This window comes from Hyalangium versicolor (assembly GCF_020103695.1).
Lineage (GTDB): Bacteria > Myxococcota > Myxococcia > Myxococcales > Myxococcaceae > Hyalangium > Hyalangium versicolor.
In genome coordinates this window covers 1-18,094 of sequence record NZ_JAHXBF010000032.1, presented here as the reverse complement: position 1 = coordinate 18,094, position 18,094 = coordinate 1, and the positions used below count along the sequence as shown (strand labels likewise).

At 66.8% G+C, this 18,094-nt stretch carries 13 protein-coding genes; 9 read left to right on the top strand and 4 right to left on the bottom strand.

What is annotated here, in order from left to right; translation table 11 throughout:
• Positions 1-11: 11 nt before the first annotated feature.
• The gene (locus KY501_RS44250) at positions 12-1,406 is read right to left on the bottom strand and encodes an FAD-dependent monooxygenase (RefSeq protein ID WP_373691717.1); all 1,395 of its coding nucleotides are present in this window, start codon (positions 1,404-1,406) and stop codon (positions 12-14) included.
• 210 nt (positions 1,407-1,616) lie between these two features.
• Between KY501_RS44250 and KY501_RS44245 the strand changes: the two genes are divergently transcribed.
• The 8 genes from KY501_RS44245 (at position 1,617) to KY501_RS44210 (ending at position 13,586) form a co-directional block, all read left to right on the top strand.
• Positions 1,617-2,567 carry a DMT family transporter gene (locus KY501_RS44245; RefSeq protein WP_224370559.1) on the top strand — a complete coding sequence of 317 codons (951 nt, stop codon included), beginning with the start codon at positions 1,617-1,619 and terminating at the stop codon, positions 2,565-2,567.
• 155 nt (positions 2,568-2,722) lie between these two features.
• Positions 2,723-8,005 carry a trifunctional serine/threonine-protein kinase/ATP-binding protein/sensor histidine kinase gene (locus KY501_RS44240; protein ID WP_224370557.1) on the top strand — a complete coding sequence of 1,761 codons (5,283 nt, stop codon included), beginning with the start codon at positions 2,723-2,725 and terminating at the stop codon, positions 8,003-8,005.
• Between the two features lie 154 nt (positions 8,006-8,159).
• On the top strand, positions 8,160-8,894 hold the full coding sequence (sitI6, locus tag KY501_RS44235) for a SitI6 family double-CXXCG motif immunity protein (RefSeq protein ID WP_224370555.1): 735 nt from the start codon (positions 8,160-8,162) through the stop codon (positions 8,892-8,894).
• A 100-nt stretch (positions 8,895-8,994) separates the two neighbouring features.
• Positions 8,995-9,639 (top strand): DUF2380 domain-containing protein, encoded by a 645-nt coding sequence (locus KY501_RS44230; protein ID WP_309243046.1) that lies wholly within the window; start codon positions 8,995-8,997, stop codon positions 9,637-9,639.
• A gap of 6 nt (positions 9,640-9,645) precedes the next feature.
• Complete coding sequence (gene sitI6, locus KY501_RS44225) at positions 9,646-10,380, top strand: SitI6 family double-CXXCG motif immunity protein (protein ID WP_224370553.1); 735 nt, start codon at positions 9,646-9,648, stop codon at positions 10,378-10,380.
• Positions 10,381-10,493: 113 nt separating this feature from the next.
• Positions 10,494-11,216, top strand: coding sequence for a SitA6 family polymorphic toxin lipoprotein (gene sitA6 / locus KY501_RS44220; protein ID WP_224370551.1), 723 nt, complete (start codon positions 10,494-10,496; stop codon positions 11,214-11,216).
• A complete protein-coding gene (gene sitI6 / locus KY501_RS44215) occupies positions 11,213-11,944 on the top strand; it encodes a SitI6 family double-CXXCG motif immunity protein (RefSeq protein ID WP_224370549.1) in 732 nt (243 codons plus the stop codon). Before sitA6 ends, sitI6 (KY501_RS44215) begins: the two co-directional genes overlap by 4 nt.
• 37 nt (positions 11,945-11,981) lie before the next feature.
• Complete coding sequence (locus tag KY501_RS44210; protein ID WP_224370547.1) at positions 11,982-13,586, top strand: NCS1 family nucleobase:cation symporter-1; 1,605 nt, start codon at positions 11,982-11,984, stop codon at positions 13,584-13,586.
• 125 nt (positions 13,587-13,711) lie between these two features.
• Here KY501_RS44210 and KY501_RS44205 read toward each other — a convergent pair whose 3' ends face one another.
• Positions 13,712-13,858 carry a hypothetical protein gene (locus tag KY501_RS44205; protein ID WP_224370545.1) on the bottom strand — a complete coding sequence of 49 codons (147 nt, stop codon included), beginning with the start codon at positions 13,856-13,858 and terminating at the stop codon, positions 13,712-13,714.
• Between the two features lie 1,153 nt (positions 13,859-15,011).
• Here KY501_RS44205 and KY501_RS44200 point away from each other — a divergent pair.
• Positions 15,012-15,545: a GNAT family N-acetyltransferase gene (locus KY501_RS44200; RefSeq protein ID WP_224370543.1), complete on the top strand. Its 534-nt coding sequence runs from the start codon at positions 15,012-15,014 to the stop codon at positions 15,543-15,545.
• A 30-nt stretch (positions 15,546-15,575) separates the two neighbouring features.
• On the opposite strand, the gene KY501_RS44195 is transcribed toward KY501_RS44200, so the two are convergent.
• Together KY501_RS44195 and KY501_RS44190 are read right to left on the bottom strand one after the other, a co-directional pair.
• The gene (locus KY501_RS44195) at positions 15,576-16,523 is read right to left on the bottom strand and encodes a DUF2381 family protein (RefSeq protein WP_224370541.1); all 948 of its coding nucleotides are present in this window, start codon (positions 16,521-16,523) and stop codon (positions 15,576-15,578) included.
• Between the two features lie 99 nt (positions 16,524-16,622).
• The coding region (locus KY501_RS44190; RefSeq protein WP_224370539.1) for a serine/threonine protein kinase at positions 16,623-18,094 on the bottom strand (1,472 nt) is incomplete at its 5' end.

Here is an 18,094-nt window from a genome sequence, read left to right as displayed (position 1 = left end):
CCGTGGCTGGCTCAGGCCGGGGCCCGCGGCGCCGTGTGCACGTTGGCCCGCTGGGGGAAGGGCACGAAGAAGCTCTTGAGCCCGTAGGCGGCGAAGGCCGCCAGCAGGTCCGGTCTCAGGAACGCCTCCATGCCGCGGCGCATGTGCATCACCTCGTAGAACTGCCGGCACGCCAGCGTGTTCACCGAGGTGAAGTCGATCAGCGTCCCGAAGCCCCAGTGCAGCAGCCCCAGGCCTGGGTAGCGCTGGCCCTCGGCCTGCGGGTACTTCAGGTCCATGGTGGTGCCCATGCGCCAGGGGATGGACAGCAGCCGCGCCAGCTTGTTCTGGAAGTCTCGCGCCAGCCCCTTGAGCGAGCCCGGCGACACCTCCGCCTGCCGGCCCACGGTGTCCCCGAGCAGCTTCGCGCTCAGGCTGCACACCGTCATCCCCTGTCCGTACACGGGGTTGAGGGCGCACACCGCGTCCCCGAGGACGACGAAGCTCTCCGGGAAGCGCTCCATCCGCTCGAAGTGCAACAGCCGGCTCGAGGGAATCTTGTGCATCACGGCCTCGGTGAGCGGCCGGGCCTCGCGAATGGCCTCGTAGATGTCGGGCTTGGGCAGCTGACGCGCGAACTCCAGGAAGCCCTCGTCCGTGGTGGGAGGGTGGTCTCCGAAGTAGCCGTGGAGCGTGACGAGCCAGCGCCCGCCCTCCACGCGCGCGATGAAGCCGCCGCGCTGCTCCTCCGGCGCGCGGGGGAACACGGCCATCATCTTCCAGTCCCCCCGGTACTGGGCGGGAGGCTCGAAGAACCGGCTGGTGTAGGCCAGCTGCAGGCCGATCTTCTCCTCCTCGGGCCTGCCGTAGCCCAGCGCCTCCAGCCAGTTGGCCGCGCGCGAGCCTCGGCCCGCGGCGTCCACCACGAGGTCCGCCGCGAGCAATTCCTCGCCCTCGGCCGAGCGCACCTTCACCCCGGTGACGCGGGTGCCCGCCTCATCCAGGAGCAGCCCTTCCACCGAGCAGCCCGAGCGCAGCTTCACCTGACGCAGCGCGGAGACGCGGCCGCGCACCTTCCACTCGAGCCAGGTGCGCGTGCAGAGAATGAGCTCGATGCCGCTGTGGTAGCGCGGCTTCCACGAGCCCGACGTGTACCAGGCCGCGTCGCGGCCCATGTCCATCCTTTCTCCACCCTCGGCGTACATCTCCCGGACGAGCCCCGGGAAGAGGGTGTCGAGCACCTGGAGCCCCGCATCCAGCAGCCCGTGCGCATGGCGTCCCTGCGGCACCCCTTTGCGCGCCTCGGGTCCCCCCGTTTCCGGATCCCTCTCGAGGACGATCACCTCCTCGAAAAAATCCGATAACACCCGTGCGCCCAAGAGGCCCGCCATGCTGCCACCAATGATTACGGCCCTGCCAAATCGCATCGTGTTTCGCATGAACTCCCCCCTGGAGTGTGAGACACCCGCAAGGCTACGACATCCCGCTGCACGAGGAAGGGCTCTATACGTCCGACCTCCTGCGTCGTATTCCCCTCGGGGCGAAGTGTGGGCCCCTCCCCTACCGGCAGCACCCTCAGGAAGCGGCCCGACATCCCGGCAACACTGATAAACCCGTGTTTTGATTTTCTCTCTGAAATGACTCTCGCCCCGGCTTCTCGCTCACCAGGCACGCTCCGTGTAGTCCTTGCGTATTGCATTTGTTTCATCACCTGGGGGTCCACGTGGGCAGTGGCCAAGGTGGCGCTGGAGGATCTGCCCCCGCTGCGTCTGGTGGGAGTGCGGATGCTGGTGGCGGGGCTGGTGCTGCTGCCGTTCTCCCACGCGCAGGGCGGAGCGCTGGGAGCGCGCACCCTGACGCGCCTCGTCGGCCTGGGGGCGCTTCAGATCAGCCTCCCCTTCGGCCTGATGTTCGTCGGACAACAGTGGATCCCTTCGAGCTGGTCCGCGCTCATCTTCTCCACGTACCCGGTGTGGGTGCTGCTGGTGGGGCGCGCGCTGCTGCCGGACCAGTTCCTCACGCCGCGCAAGCTGCTGGCCGCGGCGCTCGGGGTGGCCGGGGTGGTGGCGCTGCAGTACGCGCAGCTCGGCTCCGCGGCGGTCTCTGGCCCGGGCATGGTGGGCGGCCTGTTGATCCTGCTGTCCGCGGTGTTCTGCGCGGTGGCCAACGTGCTGCTCAAGAAGCACATGGGGCATGTCCAGCCCCACCTGCTGGTGTGCGTGCAGACGCTGACGGGCGCCCTGCCCCTGCTGGCGGCCTCCCTCCTGCTGGAGGCTCAGGCGCCAGCACATTGGACGCCGCGCGCCGTCTTCTCCCTGCTGTGGCTGGCGTTGGGCGGCACGGTGATGACGTACCAATTGCTGTACTGGCTGCTGCCGCGCATCTCCCTGTCAGCGCTGGGAGCCATGGCCATGCTGGACACGCTGGTCGCGGTGGTGCTGGGGGTGGTGTTGCTCCATGAGCCGCTGACGGCGTCCGTGCTGACCGGTGGAGCACTCATCCTGTCAGCCGCAGCCCTGGCCAACCTCGCTCCGCCCGAGGAGCCTCCGGCGGAGCAGCCCAAACCCTCTCAGCCGCTCTCAGGGTGAGTGAAACCCATTCAAGGAGTCAGAGTCTGCCTTGACTCATGCGGTGTTCAGGCATTGTCCACTTGTGGATGTAATTCACAGCATGGTCACATTGCTGCTCCAACCATGGCGGTCGAGGCGAGTCGCCACCGGCTCCCAGGCCCATCCACACCTGCATGCTCACCATTCCTGGCTACACCCTTCGAGGCGCCATCAAGGCCACGGGGACGAACCTGCTGTTCCACGCCGTGCGCGATGCCGACGGCCTGGCGCTCATCCTGAAAACACCCATGGTCGCCTCCCCGGGACCGCGCGAGCGCGAGCGCTACCGCCGCGAGTTCGGCATCCTGCAGCGGCTCCGAGACGTACGCGGAGTAACGCGCGTCCATGCCTGCGAGCAGATCCAGGACCGGCCGGTGCTGCTGTTGGAGGAAGTCGAAGGCAACCCGCTGTCTGAGATTACCGGCCAGCCGCTCGAGCCCATCCGGGCCGTGGAGCTGGGAATCTCCCTGGCATCGACGCTCGCGGAGTTGCACCGCCGCGGCATCGTCCACAAGGACGTCAAGCCCTCCAACGTCATCCTCACCCCGACGGGAGAGCCGCGGCTCATCGACTTCGGAAGTGCCAGCCTCCAGCTCGTCGAGCACGTGGACGCGCTGCATGGGCCGCTCATCGAAGGGACGCTGGCGTACATGTCCCCGGAGCAGACCGGGCGCATGAACCGCTCGGTGGACTACCGCACGGACCTGTACTCGCTGGGCGTCACCCTCTATGAGCTGTTCACGGGCAGCCGGCCCTTCCACGGACGCGATGCGCTGGAATGGTTCCATGCCCACATGGCGCTGGCGCCTCCTCCACCCCTGGATCGGGTGCCGAACCTGCCGCCGGTGCTGGCAGCCATCGTGCTCAAGCTGCTGGCCAAGGTGGCCGAGGAGCGCTACCAGAGCGCCGAGGGGTTGAGGGCCGACCTCGTGCGGTGCCGGGAGAATCTGCTCCGGGGCGTGCAGGAGGACTTCCTGCCTGGGCTGTATGACGTGCCCACGCGCTTCCAACTGCCACAGCGGCTCTATGGGCGCGACACGCATGCCGCGGCCCTGCTCCAGGGCTTCGAGCGTGTGGCCCGCGAAGGCCGGCCGGAGCTCATCCTGGTCCGCGGCTACTCCGGCAGCGGCAAGTCCTCGGTGGTGCACGAGCTGCACAAGCCGGTGGTGCGCCAGCACGGCTTCTTCCTCAGCGGCAAGTTCGATCAGTTCCAGCAGGACATTCCTTATTCCACGCTGTCCCAGGCCATTCGACAGCTGACGCAGCAGTTGCTGTCGGGGACGGACGAGGAGCTGGCGCGTTGGCGCGAGCACCTGCTCGAGGCGTGGGAGGGGCAGGGCCAGGTGCTCGTGGAGGTGGTACCCCAGCTGGAGCTCGTCGCCGGCAAGCAGCCCCGCGTGCAGGAGGTGTCGCCCGTCGAGGCGCAGCACCGCTTCAACCGGATCTTCCGCAAGTTCCTCGGCGTGTTCGCCAGCCCCGAGCGTCCGCTGGTGCTGTTCCTCGACGACTTGCAGTGGGCGGACCTGGCCAGCCTTCAGCTCCTTCAGCACCTGCTCACCCACCCGGACACGCCGCCGGTGCTGTGGATTGGCGCCTACCGCGACAACGAAGTGAACCGCTTGCACCCGCTGGTGCTGACGCTGGATGAGCTGCGCAAGTCCGGCGCGAGGATGAGCGAACTCCAGTTGGAGCCGCTGAGCGCCGAGGAGGTGCAACGGCTCGTGAGCGACACGCTCCCCGGTGCGACCGCTGCTGTCATCGAGCCTCTGGCGGCGCTCGCTCGGGAGAAGACGGGCGGCAACCCCTTCTTCCTGCTGCAGTTCCTCCAGCGGCTCAACCAGGACGGCCTGCTCACCCGGACTCCCGAGGGCTCATGGCGCTGGGATGCCGAGGGCGTGCGGGCCAAGGACTACTCGGACAACGTCGTCGACTTCATGGTGGGCAAGCTGCGCCAGCTCCCGCTGGGTACGCAACACCTGCTGCGGCTGGCGGCGTGCGTGGGGAACACGTTCCCGCTCCAGCTCCTGCACGTCATCTCCGACATGTTGGATGCTCCCGAGGTGGAACAGGGCCTGGAGGCCGCGCTCCAGGAAGGGCTTGTGACGAGCGCGGGTCCGGAGCAGTACCGCTTCCTTCACGACCGCATCCAGCAGGCGGCCCACGCCCTCATCCCCACGGAGGAGCGCCAGGGGCTCCACCTGCGGATCGGCCGCTTGCTGCTGCAGACGCTGTCATCGGAGCAGGCGCGGGAGAACCTCTTCGATGTGGTGAGCCAGCTCAACGCTGGCATGGAGCTGATCACCGACCCCGAGGAGCGCCTCCGGGTCGCGAAGCTGAACGCGGAGGCGGGGTGGAAGGCGCAGGCGTCCACTGCGTTCCGCTCCGCGGTCTCGTACCTGGCCACGGCCTTCCAGCTCCTGCCGGGAGACCCCTGGGAGACGGCGCACGAGCTGGCCTTCCGGCTGCGACTGGATCAGGCCACGTGCGAGGCCATGAGCGGCCATGCCGAGGAGGCGCGCCGGCTGGTGGAGGAGCTGCAGCCCCGGGCGCGAACGAAGGCGGAGACGGCAGCCCTCTACCGCAAGAAGAACGATCTCCATATGGCCGCGGGGGACATCCCGGCGGCCCTGGCCAGCCTCCTGGAGGGGCTGACGCTGGTGGGCATGCCGATGCCCGAGCACCCCACCTGGGAAGAGGTGGCGGCCGCCAATGACGAGGTGTGGAAGCTCATGGAGGGCCGCTCCATCGAGAGCCTCGTGGAGCTGCCGTGGATGAGCGATCCGGACATGGAGGCGGTGATGAGCATGCTGTCCGCGCTGTACGCGCCAGCATTCATCACGGACATCAACCTGCTCGTCCTGCACCTGTGCCGGCTGGTGTCCCTCAGCCTGCGCCACGGCAACACGGCCGCCTCCATCCCTGGCTATGCCTCGTATGGGCAGGTGCTGGGGCCCTCCTTCAAGCGCTATCGCGAGGGCCTCGCCTTTGGCCAGCTCGCGTGCGCGCTCGTGGAGCGCAAGGAGCTGGCCTCACTGCGAGGCGCGGCGTTCTACAGCCTGGAGGTCATCAGCTACTTCACCCGGCCCCTCTCCGAGGCCTTGGAGCACATCCGGCGCGCCTTCCACCACGCGCTTCAGGCGAGCGATTTGCAGATTGCCTGCTACTGCTGCAACCACATCGTCACGGACCGGCTGGCGCTGGGACACGACCTGGAGGAGGTCTACCAGGAGTCGGTGGCGCGGCTGGACTTCGCGCGCAAGGCCAACTTCGTGGACGTGAGGGACATCGTCCACTTCACCCAGCGCTACGTGCAGCAGCTGCGCGGCCTGGCGCCGGGCTTCGGCTCGCTGAGCGGTGACGACTTCACCGAGGAGGAGTTCGAGGCCACGCTGACCCCGGCGCGCATGAGCACCATGCAGTGCTGGTACTGGACGCTGAAGATGCAGGCGCGCTACCTGCAAGGGGCGTACGCGGAGGCGCGCGAGGCCGGGGCGAAGGCCGAAGCGCTGAGCTGGTCCTCCCTGGGCCACATCCAGCTGTTGGACTACCACCTCTTCCGTGCGCTGACGCTGGCCGCCAGCCTGGAGGAGTTGCCCGAGAAGGAGCGAGGCCCGGCCATCGCGGCCATCCGGGCTCACCACCAGCAACTGCTGGAGTGGGTGGGCACCTGCGCGGAGACGTTCCGCGCGCCCGAGCGGTTGGTCTTCGCGGAGCTGTCTCGCGTCACGGGCCAGGAGTTCGACGCCTTCCGGGCCTACGAGGAAGCGCTCTTCTCCGCCCGGGAGAACGACTTCATCCAGCACGTGGCGCTCGCCACCGAGCTCGCGGCGCGCTTCTGGTACGCGCTGCGGATGCCCACGGTCGCGGACACCTACGCGCGCAAGTCCCGGGAGGCCTGGCTGCGCTGGGGCGCTCGCGGGAAGGTGAGGCACCTGGACGAGCAGTGGCCGCACCTGGCGGCCACGGTGCCTTCTGAAGAGACCTTCACGGACACGGACTCCTCGCAGATCGACGCGCTCACGGTGGTGAAGGCGCAGCAGGCCATCTCCGGGGAGATCGTCCTGGAGCGGCTGGCGGACACGCTGCTGCGGGTGGCCATCGAGAATGCGGGGGCGCAGCGGGGCGCCTTGCTGCTACCGCGCGGCGAGAAGCTCACGACGATGGCCATCTCGGACACCGCGGCCACTGGCGCCGCGGTGAGCCTGGACGGGACCGCCCTGCCCTGGACACTCATCACCTATGTCCGGCGCACGCGCGAGCACGTGCTCATCAACGACGCCTCCATTCCCCATCCGTTCTCGGCCGACAACTGGCTGAGTGGCGGAGGAGCCCGCTCCGTGCTGTGCCTGCCGCTGCTGCGCCAGGAGGAGTTCCGCGGAGTGCTCTATCTGGAGAACAGCCTGGCCACGGACGCCTTCACCCCGGCGCGCCTGTCGCTGCTCGGGCACCTGGCCACGCAGGCCGCCATCTCCCTGGAGAACGCGCGGCTGTATGCGGACGTGCAGCGCACCGAGGGCGCGCTGCGCCGGGCGAATGACGAGCTCGAGAAGCGGGTGGAGGAGCGCACGCGAGAGCTCAAGCAAGCGCAGGCGCAGTTGATGGAGACGGCGCGCTCGGCGGGCATGGCCGAGGTGGCCACGAACGTGCTCCACAACGTGGGCAATGTACTGACGAGCGCGGTGATCAACGTGCAGATCATGAGCCAGGCGGTGGAGGCTTCGCGCCTGGGACGGTTGAAGCAGGTGTCCTCGATGCTGGAGGAGAACCGGAATGGGCTGGCCCACTTCTTCACGCACGACAAGCGCGGGGCGCGGCTGCCGGACTATGTCTCGGCGCTGACGGACGAGCTGCACCGTGAGCAGTCGACGCTGAGGGAAGGGCTGGAGGCGATGCGGATGCACATCGAGCACATCCGGGCCATCGTCCAGGTCCAGCAGACCTATGCGCGCAACACGCTGGTGACGGAGGAGTGCGAGCTTCCGCAGTTGGTCCAGGACGCGTTGAGCATCCAGATGCCCGCGCTCAAGCGCCACGGCATCCACGTGGAGCAGAACATTGTCCCGATGGAATCGCGGATCCGGGTGGACAAGCACAAGGTGCTGCAAATCCTCATCAACCTGATCAGCAACGCCAAGAACGCCATGGCGCACCTGCCGGAGGGCCAGCGCAACCTGCACGTACGGCTGGAGGCGCAGGAAGGCGTGGCACGCATCCACGTGGCGGACAACGGGATGGGCATCGCGCCGGAGATCCGGGAGCGGCTCTTCTCGCAGGGCTTCACGACGCGCGAGGGTGGGCACGGGCTGGGCCTGCACTCGAGTTCGCTGGCGGCGCGGATGCTGGGGGGGAACCTCTCGTTGGAGAGCGAGGGCCCGGGCAAGGGGGCCACGGCCACGCTGGAGCTGCCGCTCGTCTAGAAAAACAGCCTGAGTGGAGTGCTACGCTCCGGCACCCATGAGCCGACTTCCTCCTGTTGGAACTGATGAAGCATCGGAGCATTCACCGGAGTGAGCGTGTTCCGCCCTACTGGAAACGACTGCCGCAACCAGTGCCTCCGGGATACAAGAGCCCATGAGGCTCTACCTGGTGGGGGACGTCCCGGATCCGCAGTACTCGGGCTATTACACCACTGATCGCAAGTGGGGCCTGCCCGGTGTTGCCTGCCCGGTATGCCATGCCGTCTGGTCCACGATCGCGGACGCGTACCCCTCAGTGGATCTGTCCCATCTGCCGCCTCAGGAACAAGAGAAGTACCTGGCACGGTGCGAGAATGACTACGCGGAGTTCGAGCGGTTGCGCGAGCAGGTGCGGCCTCTGGTACCTCCAGGAGTCCATCTCTGGCCAGGGACCGGCTTCGGCCCGTTGGACGGCCCAGCCCAGGGAAGCTTCGGCCCCCTCAGCCTCGTTCAGCCCTGGACGCTGCTGATGCAGCGAGAACCTCTGGAGCGCCTGCACGCGGAGGGGCTCAGAGGCCTCAAGGGCTGCCGCACCCAACTGCGCTTTCGCAAGAAGAACCCTCCCGAACTGCTCGAGCTGGAAGTGCTCCCCTGCGGCAGCATTCACCCCGACTGCCTGCCCCCCGAGCGTCCTGCCCCTTGCCCGAAGTGCGGGCGTCTCGGCTGGACGCGCCCTGATGAATCAGAGCTCATCCTGGATGCCTCCACGCTGCCTCAGGACCTGGACCTCTTCCGCCTGGAAGACTTCCTCACCACCCTCATCGCCTCCGAGCGCTTCGTCCAGGCTGTCCGCACGCTGGGCTACGAGCAGGACATCTCCTTCCGAGAACTGCCCGTGCGCGCCTCATAGCATCATCGACTCTTCAACGTCCCGGATCCAAAGCCTCCTCGAACGGGTTCTCAATCCCCAGGCGCAGCATCTATCAGCCAACTGCTACGCTCGGGCGCGCATGAGCCGATTTCCTGGTCGCTGGATGTGGCTGCTGCTGCTGGCTGTGCTGGCAGCATGCGCGGCAGTTCCTTCTGAACAGAGCGAGGGCGCTGGCTGCGAGGTGGCGGCAGCGCCTGTTTCGTTCGCTCAAGCGTGCCAGGAAGAGAGCAGCCTGCTCGCTCTGTGCGACGGGCGGCAGTGCGGGATGTACCCCTGCCGTGAGGTCATGCAACACCTCGCAGCGGGACAGATGGTGCGCACGTGGGGTACGGCCACCCCGCTAACTGGAGTCGGTGGCAGTGCCCAGCGGTACTGGGGCAGTGCGCAGGAACAGCCCTGGGACTCACGCCCAGTGCTCATCATCCCATGGGTTCCCAAGCCCCTGCTTCCCAGTCAGTTGAAGGAACTGGAGGAGACAGCCAAGGAACGGAACAGGCCTCACGAGCAGCACCACGTCTTCCCTCAGGCGTTCAGATCGTGGTTCGCGAGGAAGATGATCAACATCGACAAGTACACGATATGGGACAGCTTCATCCAGCAGAACGCTGGAGCAACTCAGGAAGAGATCTTCCGCTACGCGGGACAGCTTATCTATGAGTTCGAACTGTTCGGTCCGGTAGTGCCGTATTGGAGGAAGGTCCCATCGCCGCCCCCGGGGTATTGAGGAGCCATGCGTTTCTACATGCTAGGGCGAGTCCCGGTCCCTCATGATTCGCCCTACCACACCGATGAGCGCCAATGGGGACTGCCCGGCGTGCGCTGCCCGGTGTGCCATGCCATCTGGTCGATCGCAGGCGATGACTATCCTTCCGTGGATCTGACCCACCTGCCGCCCGTGGAACAGGAGAAGTATTCAGCTCGGTGTGAGGAGGACTACGCGGAGTTCGAGCGATTGCGCGAGCAGGTACGCTCGCTAGTTCCCCCTGGAGTCCATCTCTGGCCAGGAACCGGCTTCGGTCCCATGACCGGATCTGCACGGGGAACATTCGGCCCGCTGGTCCTGGCTCACTCCTGGACGCTGCTGATGCAGCGCGAGCCTCTGGAGCGCCTCCAAGCGAAGGGGCTCCGAGGCCTCAAGGGCTGCCGCGCCCAACTGCGCTTCCGCAAGAAGAACCCTCCCGAACTGCTCGAATTGGAAGTGCTCCCCCGCGGACGCGTTCACCCCGACTGCCTGCCCCCCGAGCGTCCCGTCCCCTGCCCGAAGTGCGAACGCATCGCATGGACGCGCCCTGCTGAGTCAGAACTCATCCTGGATGCCTCCACCCTTCCTCAAAACCTCGACCTCTTCCGCCTGGAAGACTTCCTGACCACCCTCATCGCCTCCGAGCGTTTCGTCCAGGCTGTCCGCACGCTGGGCTACGAGCAGGACATCTCCTTCCGAGAACTTCCCGTGCGTACCTCGTAGTCCCAGTTGCTCGTCAGCTTCCCGGCGCCAAAGCTGCCTCGGACGGGTTCTCAAGGACGACGGCTCATCCCCAGGCGCAGCGCCCATCAATCAACTGCTACGCTCGGGCGCGCATGAGCCGATTTCCTGGTCGTTGGATATGGCTGCTGCTGCCGGCGGTGCTGGCAGCATGCGCAACGGTTCCTTCTGCACAGAGCGAGGGCCCAGGCAGCGAGGTGGCGACAGAGCCTGTTTCGTTCGAGCAGGCCTGCCAGCAGGAAAGCAGCCTGCTGGTGATGTGCGGCGGGCAGCAGTGCGGGCTGTATCCCTGCCGCGAAGTCATGCAGCACCTCGCAACGGGACACGTGGTGCGCACATGGGGCCAGGCTACCCCGCTGGCCGAAGTGGGCGCAGGCGCTCAGCGCTACTGGGGCAGCGCTCAGGAACTGCCCGGGGACTCACGCCCGGTCTTCATCATCCCGTGGGTTCCCAAGCCCTTGCTTCCCAGCCAGTTGAAGGAACTGGAGGAGGCAGCCAAGGAACGCAACAAGCCACACCAGAAACACCACATCTTCTCACAGGAGTTCAGGTCATGGTTCGAGCTCAAGAAGATCAACATCGATGAGTACACGATCCCGCTGGAGCTGACGAAGCACCTGAGCATCCATCGAGGTGCCCAAGGAGGGCCGTGGAATGCAGCGTGGCGGCAGTGGATCCCCAGGCACACCAACGCAACGAAGGAAGAGATCTTCCGGTATGCCGGACAACTCATCTACGAGTTCGAACTGTTCGGGCCTGTAGTGCCCTATTGGAAACGGCTGCCGCAACCAGTGCCTCCGGGATACAAGACCCCATGAGGTTCTACCTGGTGGAGGACGTCCCAGACCGGCGTTACTCGGGGCACCATAGTTATGGAAGCAAGTGGGCGCTGCCCGGTGTGCACTGCCCGGTGTGCCACGCCGATTGGTCTTCCACTGGAGGCTCCTACCCCTCCGTCGACCTGTCTCACCTGCCCCCTCAGGAACAGAAGAAGTATGGGGGATTCCAGGAGGACTACTCGGAGTTCGAGCGGCTGCGCGAGCAGGTGCGCCCGCTGGTGCCCCCTGGAGTCCATCTCTGGCCGGGAACTTCGTTGGGCCCCATGAATGGCACAGCCCAGGGTGAGTTCGGTCCCCTGGTGCTGCACCATTCCTGGACGCTGCTGATGCAGCGCGAGCCTCTGGAGCGCCTCCAAGCGAAGGGGCTCCGAGGCCTCAAGGGCTGCCGCACCCAACTGCGCTTCCGCAAGAAGAACCCTCCCGAACTGCTCGAGCTGGAAGTGCTCCCCCGCGGACGCGTTCACCCCGACTGCCTGCCCCCCGAGCGTCCCGTCCCCTGCCCGAAGTGCGAACGCATCGCATGGACGCGCCCTGCTGAGTCAGAACTCATCCTGGATGCCTCCACCCTTCCTCAAAACCTCGACCTCTTCCGCCTGGAAGACTTCCTGACCACCCTCATCGCCTCCGAGCGTTTCGTCCAGGCTGTCCGCACGCTGGGCTACGAGCAGGACATCTCCTTCCGAGAACTTCCCGTGCGCGCCTCCTAACCCCCCAGGAGCGTGTCTCAATACGAGCGTGTATGCTGTGTTTCACACCCTTCCGGGGAGATGCACCCTGCACGACCCAGCCCTGACTCAGGAAGCGCTCGCCGAGCTCCCGCCAGACATCGCTCAGAGCCCGCTCTTCAACGGTGACCTCGCGCCCATTCCCAAGGCTCGGCGCAACTGGACTACGTACAACTTCGCCGCGCTCTGGATCTCCATGGCGCACTGCATTCCGACCTACATGCTCGCTGGCAGTCTCATCGCCGTCGGCATGAACTGGTGGCAGGCGCTGCTCACCATCGGTCTGGGCAACATCATCGTCCTCGGGCCCATCCTGCTCAACGCGCACCCGGGCACCAAGTACGGCATCCCCTTCCCCGTCTTCGCCCGCGCCAGCTTCGGCACCACCGGCGCCAACATCGCCGCCGTGCTGCGCGCGATCGTCGCCTGTGGCTGGTTCGGCATCCAGACCTTCATCGGCGGCGAAGCGGGCAAGACGCTGATCGAGGCACTCTGGCCCGCCTACGCCCACATCGCCGAAGGCACGACGATCCTCGGCCTCTCCATCCCCAGCGCCATCACCTTCCTCATCTTCTGGGGCCTCAACATCTTCCTCATCTACCGGGGCATGAACGCCGTGCGCGTCTTCGAGAACTGGGCCGCGCCGCTCGTCCTCGTCATGGCCGCGGTGCTGCTCGTCTGGGCCGTCAACGCCGCCGGTGGCCTGGGCCCCATGCTCGAACAGCCCTCCAAGTTCGCCACCGTGGGCGAGTTCTGGAAGGTCTTCATCCCCTCGCTGACCGGCATGATCGGGTTCTGGGCCACGCTCTCGCTCAACATCCCCGACTTCACCCGCTTCGGTCGCGGCCAGAAGGAGCAGATGCTCGGCCAGACCCTGGGCCTGCCCACGACCATGATCGTGTTCTCGGCCATGGGCGTCATCATCACCAGCGCCACCCAGGCCATCCTCCACGGCGTGGACGTAGGCAAGCTGTGGGATCCCATGTTCCTGCTCGGGCAGCTCACCAGCTCGGCGAACGCCATCGGCCGGGATGCGCCGCTCATCGCCTCGGCGGGCACCCGGGCCATCGTGGCCATCATCTCGCTGTTCGGCGTGGCCGTGGCCACCGTGTCCGTCAACATCGCCGCCAACGTGGTCAGCCCGGCCAATGACTTCGCCAACCTCTCGCCGCGCCACATCAGCTTCAAGACCGGCGGCCTCATCACCGGTGTGCTCGGCATCATGATGATGCCGTGGAAACTGCTCGCGAGCGCCGAGTCCTACATCTTCAACTGGCTCGTCGGGTACTCGGCGCTGCTTGGCCCCATCGCCGGCATCATGATCGCCGACTACTGGTTCCTGCGCCGGCGCGAGCTGGATGTGGCCGACCTCTACCGGCCCAACGGGCGCTATGCCGGCACCAACTGGGTCGCCGTCGGAGCACTCATGCTGGGCGTGCTGCCCAACCTCCCGGGCTTCCTCAAGAGTGTGAAGGTGCTCAGCGGCGAGCCCGGCTTCTTCGACGAGCTCTACGTCTACGCGTGGTTCACGGGCTTCATCATCGCCGGAGGCGTCTACCTGGCCGGCATGAGGCTGGCTCCCCGCGCCGAGCCGCAGCCTCCGCCTAGCGCCACGGTGTCATAGCCCATTGTTCTCTGGCTCCCCGCGCCTCCCGGCCTCAGGGGAACCGCCCCAGGCGACTTGCCAGTCGCGCAAGCGCCTTGGGGACTGTCGTTGTCCCCAGATTGAGTGCGGAGGACCACCGTAGGTCAGTTGCGCTGGAGGGCATTCTTCGGGACGACGATGACCACGTCCTTGCAATCGCTATGGATGATGGAGTTCATGTCCCGGTAGTTGTGCGTCGTCTTGCCGTAGTTGCTCCTGCCTCGCCTCGTAGTCGGGGAGCAGTCGTCCAAGCGCCGCCCAGCACTCACTCTTGGGGAGTGGCGGGTAGCGCTTCAGGAGAAGGGGGCGCTGGACGAGGCGGAGGGGCCGCTGGTGCAGTAGTAGGGGCGGCGGGTGGTTCCAGTGCGGGCCTGCCGACGTCCGCTGCAGCAGGCGCGACATCGCGCGGAGGCGCGGGAGAAGGACTGGGTCGGGCACGCGGCGCGGGCACACCGGCTTCCGCTTCTGGAGGCGGCGCGGCCTGCGGCGGAGCCTGCTCGGGCGCTGGAGCGGGCATGGGAGTAGAGGCTGAGGGTGGTTCACCCGCCATCAAGGGAGCTTCCGCCACCACTTCGCCCTGAGGAGTCACCGCGTACGCGTACCACCCATCCAGCACACGCACACGTGGGCCGCCACACCGGTCAAAGCGTTGATGCACGACGACATAATACAATCCTGTCTTCGGATACTTGAAAACAGCGACATTCAATCCCTGCTCGGGGCTGGAACAGCCCGCGAACAGGTCCGGATACGGGTTCCGTTTTATCATCTCGCGGATGGCGGCCGCCGCAGCGAGCGCGGTTCCTGCTTCCACGGATGGGGCAACGAGCTGTGCCTCGCCCTCGGCTGGCCACTCGACTTCTCCCTTCCACGCAGTGGCGAGCGCGGCACATCCGCCAAGTACCGTCGCGAGCAATGAAAGCGTACACACCTTGAGCATTTCTCTTTCCCGGATTCGCCCTCGGCTACGGCCTGCCCGGCAGGGTGACTACTGGCTCAACAACTGCAATGGCTCATGGTCGCACTGCGGTGTGAGACCGAAGCTGTTTTCACATCAGCCATGTACCGGGAGCGAGCCCCCTTCGCAGCTGCCTCCGCGACTGCGGGCCCGTCCCGGGTACGTGGTGTGCTCTGTGCCCAAGCAAGCGCCTGTCGGCACACCGGGTGTGGTTCTCATCCTGAGCAGGGAAGCCACGGACTTGAGGCCCTGGCGGCGACGCGTGGCACAAACCTGTCCGACAGTCGGACAGGTTCGGCTCGGTCGCTTCCGGCGGGTCCCCTCGCAAGCTCAGGTACCGATCGCGACGATGTCCAAGAACTTGTAAGACAGTCCACTGGCGATCAGTTACGGCGATACTACCCCTGAAAAGACTTAGCCCCGATGACTTAGCCGCTGGAGGATGGATGATCCGCCTGCCCCTGCTGACGCTTCGCCCTTGGGCCATGAGCGACATCGACGCGCTCGCGCGCCACGCCAACGACCGCCGCATCTGGCTCAACCTTCGGGACCGCTTCCCGCATCCCTACACACGCGCCGATGCCGAGGGCTGGATCAGGTTCTGTGAGGGGATGTCCGGTCCGCCGACCATCTTCGCCATCGACGTCGGAGGAGAAGCCGTCGGCAGCATCGGGCTGGAGCTGCACGGAGACGTCCACCGGACCACGGCGGAGATCGGCTACTGGCTCGGCGCGAGCCACTGGGGGCGAGGGCTCGCGACCATGGCTGTCGGGGCCCTCACCCGCTACGCTTTCGAGGAGCTGGGCCTCGAGCGTGTCCATGCCTTCCTGTTCGAATGGAACCCCGCTTCCCGCCGAGTCCTGGAGAAAGCCGGCTATACGTTCGAGGGAAGGATGCGGCGCTACGTCATCAAGGACGGCCGAGTGGGTGACGTCCTGCTCTACGCGCGGATCCGCGACGACGCCCCCGTGCCCCACTGATCCTGCTGGAATCGATAGAGGGGCGCGGAGTCAGGGAGCCGTTGAACCCGGTGCTGGGGGAAAGACGATGCCCTCCACCGTGACACTGCGCGCGCCACCCGCCTCCCAGAGCTTGAGGGTGTAGCTGCCTTGAGCTTCCTCTGTGGAGGCCTCGGCTTCCACCACCACGCTCTGGAATTTCCCCAATGCGATAGGTGCGGCCTGCCAGAGCGGGAGCACCGGCACCTCGCGTCCGCGCGCATCCACCAGCGTGGCACCCTCCGCCACCCAGAGCTGCTCTCCGGAGAGGAGTTGCAACCTCAATTCCACCGCAACCCGCGTACTGGAGCGGTAGCTCCACACCCGCTTCGCGTCCAGCGCGTTGCCGTTGCGCTTGGTATAGCGCGGCTTGGGATGGGAGAGGTTTTCGGAGGCGATACCGCCCAGGTCCCCACCCATGAGCCTCGCGCTCACCAGCCCCCGCAACCCCTCGGGTTTGCCCTGGGAGGCGCGCAGTTGAGCGTTCTCCCTCTGGCACTGCCGCACCTGCTCCTTTTGTTCGGCCACCTCGCGCTGGTAGGACTCCACCGTGCGCGGCTTGCGTTGCACCTCCACCTGCCGGGTCGCTCGGGCCGGATGCACATAGAGCAGCACCGTGGCCAGGGCTGGCGCCGCCCCATCCCCGAAGCGCACCGTCAACTTGCGCCACTCTCCGGGCAGCAGGCGTGCCGAAGGCACCAGTGTCACCACTCCGGGCCCTTGTGCCAGCCGGACTTCCTGCTCCGAGGCCTGCACCTCCACCGCTCCGGGCGCCAACGACGTATCGAAGAGCAGGGTGGTGGCAGTGTCCGGGCTCACGCAGAGCACGAGCGGTGCGCTCGACTCCGCGGAGAGCACCAGGGGCTGGGGCGCGGCCTCACAGTCGGGTGGACTGGGAGGAGCCACCACGCCAAGCGTGGCGGCGAGCACGGCGGACAACAGCGGCAGAGCGGCGAGCACGACGAGGTGACCTCCTAGGGTGGCAGGCAGCAACGTGTCCTGGCACGTCGCCTCTACCACGCCTCAGCGTCCCGCTGCGCTCGCCCTGCTCCCACAGCCTCACTTGAACTCGCGCACCGCTTTCACGCCGACGGTGGACTCGACTTCCCCCTCATCATTCCGTGGTTGGTTCGACTCCAGGCAGACCGGATACGTCTTGCCATCCTTGGTGGCCTGCACCCAGTGCCCATACGCCCGCTTCTCCGAGAGAAGGACCCGCCCCGAGAGCTGGTACGGCACCTCGAGCTGCCCGAGGTCGTCGCCCATGCGCAGCGTCGTCCACCCTTCCTTGATGGGCACGGGCTTCACATCTCCCTTGTGCCAGGAGAACTCGCCATCCGCCCGATTGCCGATGCGGATGCCCAGTTGCTCCATGGCTTGGAGCGAGCCCGGCGGGCACGCCTCGGCCGTCACCGGGGGCGGGCGCACTTCCGCGCCAGGCCCGGTGCAGGCGGGGGCTGTGCAGGTGATGAGCAGGGCCGCCGCCTTCTTCGCGGCCCCCAGGCGCTTGGGTTGCTTCTGCTGCTCAGTCTTCACGGAAGCCTCAGGCTCTTGAGCCGTGGCGCCAGCGGCCACGGGCGCGGTGGGAGTCCCCTCGGTCTCGAGAGGAACCGTGCGCTCAGCTTCCGGTGGTTTCAGAGGGGGCGCTACTTTCCCATCGCTCTCCCAGGTAGGCAGACTTCCACCCAACCTGAACTGGAACTCCGGGGTTGCAGACACCTCGGCTGTGGTGCTCTGGGCGGAGGGCTCCAGGGCCGCTCTGTGCCTCTGTGAATCGAGCCATGCGGCGAGCCCGCCCAGCATCAGGAGCAGGCCCACTGCCGCCACTCCCGCCGCACGATGCCGCCATGGCAAGGCCCAGCGAGCCGGAGGCTGAATGGAGGCCACGGGCACCTCCGGAGCGGAGGCTACCTCCGGTACGGGTGCGGCGATGGGAGCGGCGGGAACACCGTCCGGTGCTGGGAGTTGCTGCGGCACGGCCACGCTGCCCAGCTCTGGCGCCTCCGGACGAGCCGGGCGCTTGCCTCGCCGGGGCCTGGAAGGCACCCGGGCCCATTCCTCCTCCTCGTCCACGTCCCCCTCTCCCGCTGGGGGGAGGAGAGACTCGACGTGAGGCTCGCACAGCGGCTCTTCCCACTCCAAGCCCTGACGCGCGAGCAGTTCGTCCACTCCCCGCTCCAACCCCGCCGCGTCCGGCCTGGCTTCGGGCTGCTTGGCCAACAACTTCAGGCACAGCTCGCTCAGCTCTCGCGGCACCCGCGGGTTGCGCTCGTGCGGCGGCACCGGCGCTCGGTTGAGCACCCCATCCACATGCTCACGATTCTCCACCGGGAAGGGCACGTCGTCCGTCAACAGCCAGTAGAGCACCACCCCCACCGCGTACATGTCATCCGCTGGCCTGGGCCGGTAACGCGCTCCGTGCTTGAAGCCATGTTCCCGCATGAAGCGCCAGGCCTCGGGGCTGCGGTACTCCCAGGTGCCCGGCGGCATCGCCCCTCGCGTCACCGGAGCCGCCTGCTCGCAGCCACTCA

Excerpts from the sequence above, each read along its gene's own strand:
- KY501_RS44200 (WP_224370543.1), top strand. The coding sequence starts at position 15,012 with ATGATCCGCCTGCCCCTGCTGACGCTTCGCCCTTGGGCCATGAGCGAC.
- sitI6 (WP_224370555.1), top strand. The coding sequence starts at position 8,160 with ATGAGGCTCTACCTGGTGGGGGACGTCCCGGATCCGCAGTACTCGGGC.
- KY501_RS44240 (WP_224370557.1), top strand. The coding sequence starts at position 2,723 with ATGCTCACCATTCCTGGCTACACCCTTCGAGGCGCCATCAAGGCCACG.
- KY501_RS44230 (WP_309243046.1), top strand. The coding sequence starts at position 8,995 with ATGAGCCGATTTCCTGGTCGCTGGATGTGGCTGCTGCTGCTGGCTGTG.
- sitI6 (WP_224370553.1), top strand. The coding sequence starts at position 9,646 with ATGCGTTTCTACATGCTAGGGCGAGTCCCGGTCCCTCATGATTCGCCC.
- sitA6 (WP_224370551.1), top strand. The coding sequence starts at position 10,494 with ATGAGCCGATTTCCTGGTCGTTGGATATGGCTGCTGCTGCCGGCGGTG.
- sitI6 (WP_224370549.1), top strand. The coding sequence starts at position 11,213 with ATGAGGTTCTACCTGGTGGAGGACGTCCCAGACCGGCGTTACTCGGGG.
- KY501_RS44245 (WP_224370559.1), top strand. The coding sequence starts at position 1,617 with ATGACTCTCGCCCCGGCTTCTCGCTCACCAGGCACGCTCCGTGTAGTC.
- KY501_RS44250 (WP_373691717.1), bottom strand. The coding sequence starts at position 1,406 with ATGCGATTTGGCAGGGCCGTAATCATTGGTGGCAGCATGGCGGGCCTC.